The organism is Tissierellales bacterium, assembly GCA_025210965.1.
Taxonomy (GTDB): Bacteria; Bacillota; Clostridia; order Tissierellales; family JAOAQY01; genus JAOAQY01.
On sequence record JAOAQY010000240.1, the window covers coordinates 1 to 3171 of the forward strand.

Genomic DNA, 3171 nt, shown 5'->3' on the forward strand with positions numbered 1-3171 from the left:
CATCATGATTATAATCCTCCTTTAAATAATACGATTATAGATGTATTATATCATAGTAAAAAAGTTGAAATGTTTTGAGATAAATAATAGAATAAAGTAGATATATTAATTTAGATTTTGAAGGAGAAACGCTTTAGTTATTAAAAATGTTGATAAATGTGGTTGAAAGTGTTCAAATATACTCAAAGGAGTTGATGGACAAATGAAACATATTACAAATTATAAACCTAAAGATTTTGCAGAGATACTTAACGTGTCATTTAAGGTGCTTAGGTAAGGAGGATGAAGAGATTGCAAAGGGCATACAAAGTGGAACTAAAACCAACAAGAAAGCAGATTCAGAAGATTAATCAATCACTGGGAATTTGTAGATGGTTATATAATGCTTACCTTGCTAAAAATCAATCACTTTATCAGAACTTTAAAGATGGAAAATTAGATAAAAAAAGTGCCTTTATATCAGCTAATAACTTTGATAAATATGTCAACAATGAAATCAAAGTTCTAGACGAGTACAAGTGGATTAATGATTGCGGAAGCAAGGCTAGAAAGAAAGCTATATGTAACGCTGAGCTATCATATAAAAAATTCTTTAAAGGCGAAGCACAATTCCCTAGATTTAAGAAAAAGGGAAAGTCTAAAGTCAGTTTGTATTTTCCAAAGAATAACAAAACTGACTGGAAAATAGAGCGTCATAGAGTCAATATACCTACCTTAAAATGGGTGAGAATTAAAGAGTTTGGATATATTCCAACCAATGCAAAGGTTATTAATGGAACTGTTACAGAGCGAGCAGGGAGATACTATGTATCAATCGTTTGCGAAGTAGAAAAAACTGAGAACCACAAACCTAAAACTGAACCAATTGGAATAGATTTAGGAATAAAAGATTTTGCTATTTTTAGTAATGAAGTTGTAAAAAAGAATATAAACAAAACTTCAAGAGTAAAAAAACTAGAAAAAAAGTTAAAACGTGAACAAGTAAGACTTTCAAGGAAATATGAATGTCTTAAAAAAACAAAAAAACTAGAAAAAGGAGGAGCTACTAGGCAAAATATCCATAAACAAACAGTCAAAGTACAAAGACTTCATCAAAGATTAAGTAATATTCGTACCGATTACATCAACAAATGTGTACATGAGATAGTGAAATCCAAACCATCTCATGTATCGATTGAAGATTTGAATGTAAAAGGTATGATGAAAAATCGCCACTTGTCAAAAGCTGTTTCTAATCAAAAGTTTTATGAATTTAGAGTAAAACTTACTAGCAAATGCAAACAAGAAGGCATTGAACTGCGGATTGTAGATAGGTGGTATCCATCATCAAAACTATGTTCATGTTGCGGGCACATAAAGAAAGACTTAAAACTTTCTGATAGAGTTTATATCTGCAATGAATGCGGTTTAGTTATTGATAGGGATCTACAAGCAAGTATTAATCTTAGAGATGCAAAAACTTACAAAATAGCATGATAAAGCTGTTGTAAGTGTGTACGGATGGCTAGTTCGGAATTTACGCCCTCGGAGTGTTATGTCAAATGAAAGTAGTGTACTCTTGCAGTCACAAAATCAGACACGCTGAACAGGGAATAATCTCGATATGGGTAGGTTTGTCCATATTTTGAGTAGCAGGAGAAGGTATGAAGCAGTTTAGAAAGATTGTTACGATGATCATGGTTTTGGCTATGACATTCGCACTAGTTGGAACAGTTAGTGCAGAAGAGGGTCTAAAAGAAGTCAAGGGAGCAGTAGTAGAAGTACAGAAGTACGGAAATGTTATAATGGACGTAAAAGCAGCAGCATTTTACGATGCTGGTTATGAATTGGGGGATATGCTTAAGGTAAATGTTGGGGAAGAAGAGCTAGAAATGCCATTTTGTACATCGTATAGCGATGTAGATACTGGAAGTCTTCTGGTTAGAGACAACAAAGAAAAAGATGTAGTTATAGTTGCGATAAATATGGGTAATTTTGCAAAAACTTATAATGCAGAAGTTGGAACTGAGCTTACATTTTCACTTTCAGAAAAAGAAGGATATTTAGCACAGTACTTACTTCATCAATTGAAGCGTACAAATGAGCGTTCGGATTATGCAACAGATGCGGTATTTGCAAATTTTAGAAATATAGAAACATCTGGAATGGCTAAAGGAGTACTTTACAGAAGTAGTAGCCCTATAAACAATGAACTTGGAAGGGCAGCTTATTCAAATGCTTTAGTTAAAGATGCTGGAGTAAAAACCGTGATGAACTTAGCTGATTCTAAAGAAGAGATAGCTGGATATATTGCCAAAGATGATTTTAATTCAGAGTACTATAAATCACTTTATGATGCAGGTCAAGTTAAGTGCTTGAATATGACAGTTGATATTGCTGGAGAAGATTTTGGAAAGAAATTGGCTGAAGGATTTAAATTTCTTAGCAAAAATGAGGGACCATATCTAGTACATTGTACAGAAGGAAAAGACCGCGCTGGTTTTGCAAGTGCAGTACTTGAGTGCTTGATGGGAGCTAGCTTAGATGAAGTAGTTGATGATTACATGGTAACATACAAAAATTACTATAAAGTTGAAGAGGGAAGCGAGCAGTACAATGCTATAATTGATAGCAATATAATGACATCGCTTACTACTGTAGTTTGCGGATTGGAAAAGGGAACAGATATATCAAAGGTAGATCTTTCTGAAGCAGCTACAAAATACCTTACAAATTTAGGTATGACAGTAGAAGAAATATCATCACTTAAAACAAATCTTTCTACAGAAATCGTTAAAGAAGAAGCTAAAGTAGAAGAGAAAAAAGAAGTAAAGGCAGAGGAAATAAAAGAGGTTGCTAAAGAAGAAGTAAAAGAAGCGACTAAAGAAGATGTTAAAGAAACTGAGAAAGAAGTAGCCAAAAAAGAAGAAGTAAAAAAAGAAGAAGTAAAAAAAGAAGTAGCTGTAGACGTTAAAAAAGAAGAAACAGCTGAAAAAACAATTACTGAAACTAACGTATACGTAGTTGTAAAGGGTGATTGTTTGTGGAATGTAGCTATGAGAGAACTTGGAGATGGAAATAGATTTGGAGAAATCTATGAGTTAAATAAAGAGACAATCAAAAACCCAAGAGTTGTATTGGTAGGACAAGAGCTTAAAATACCTATGAACAAATAAATATTAGTCATGAATA

The 3171-nt window shown here is 33.0% G+C and carries 2 protein-coding genes; both read left to right on the forward strand.

From position 1 onward, the window contains the following. Positions 1 to 282 precede the first annotated feature (282 nt). Positions 283 to 1476 (forward strand): transposase, encoded by a 1194-nt coding sequence (locus N4A40_17025; GenBank protein MCT4663559.1) that lies wholly within the window; start codon positions 283 to 285, stop codon positions 1474 to 1476. 167 nt (positions 1477 to 1643) lie between these two features. Then, positions 1644 to 3155, forward strand: a complete 1512-nt coding sequence (locus N4A40_17030) for an SAM-dependent chlorinase/fluorinase (GenBank protein ID MCT4663560.1) — start codon at positions 1644 to 1646, stop codon at positions 3153 to 3155. Positions 3156 to 3171 lie beyond the last annotated feature (16 nt).

Excerpts from the sequence above, each read along its gene's own strand:
- N4A40_17025 (MCT4663559.1), top strand. The coding sequence starts at position 283 with ATGAAGAGATTGCAAAGGGCATACAAAGTGGAACTAAAACCAACAAGA.
- N4A40_17030 (MCT4663560.1), top strand. The coding sequence starts at position 1,644 with ATGAAGCAGTTTAGAAAGATTGTTACGATGATCATGGTTTTGGCTATG.